General features: G+C 79.7%; 1 protein-coding gene. It reads right to left on the bottom strand.

The features are described 5' to 3' along the window. Window positions 1-493 (bottom strand): 6-phosphogluconolactonase (gene pgl / locus SM447_RS30215; protein ID WP_474576259.1); only part of this gene is annotated, 493 nt, incomplete at both ends.

Genomic DNA, 493 nt, shown 5'->3' on the forward strand with positions numbered 1-493 from the left:
CGGGCCGGCACGGCGGCGGCCGCGGCCCGGTCGAGCAGCCAGAGCGTACGGCCCACGCCGTGCACGCCCGCGGCGGGCAGCTGCACGGGCCCGGCGCCGGCCAGGGCCATGCCCACGGCCCGGGCCTTGTCCGCGCCGCTCGCCACCAGCCAGACCTCCTCGGCCGTGTTGATGGTCGGCAGGGTCAGCGTGGTGCGGACGGGCGGCGGCTTCGGGCTGCCCCGCACCGCGCTGACCGGTCGGCTCTCGTAGTGCACGGGGTGCTCCGGGAAGACCGAGGCGACGTGCCCGTCCTCCCCGACGCCGAGCATGAGCACGTCGAAGTGCGGCAGCGCGGCGGTGCCGGGCCGGGCGGCGGCGGCCAGTTCGGCCGCGTACCGGGCGGCGCCCTCCTCCGGGTCGGCCCCGGCGGGGCCGTCGGAGGCCGGCATCGGGTGCACCCGGGCCGGGTCCAACGGCACCACGTCGAGCAGCGCCGCGCGGGCCTGCGTCT

The organism is Micromonospora aridisoli, from assembly GCF_056150025.1.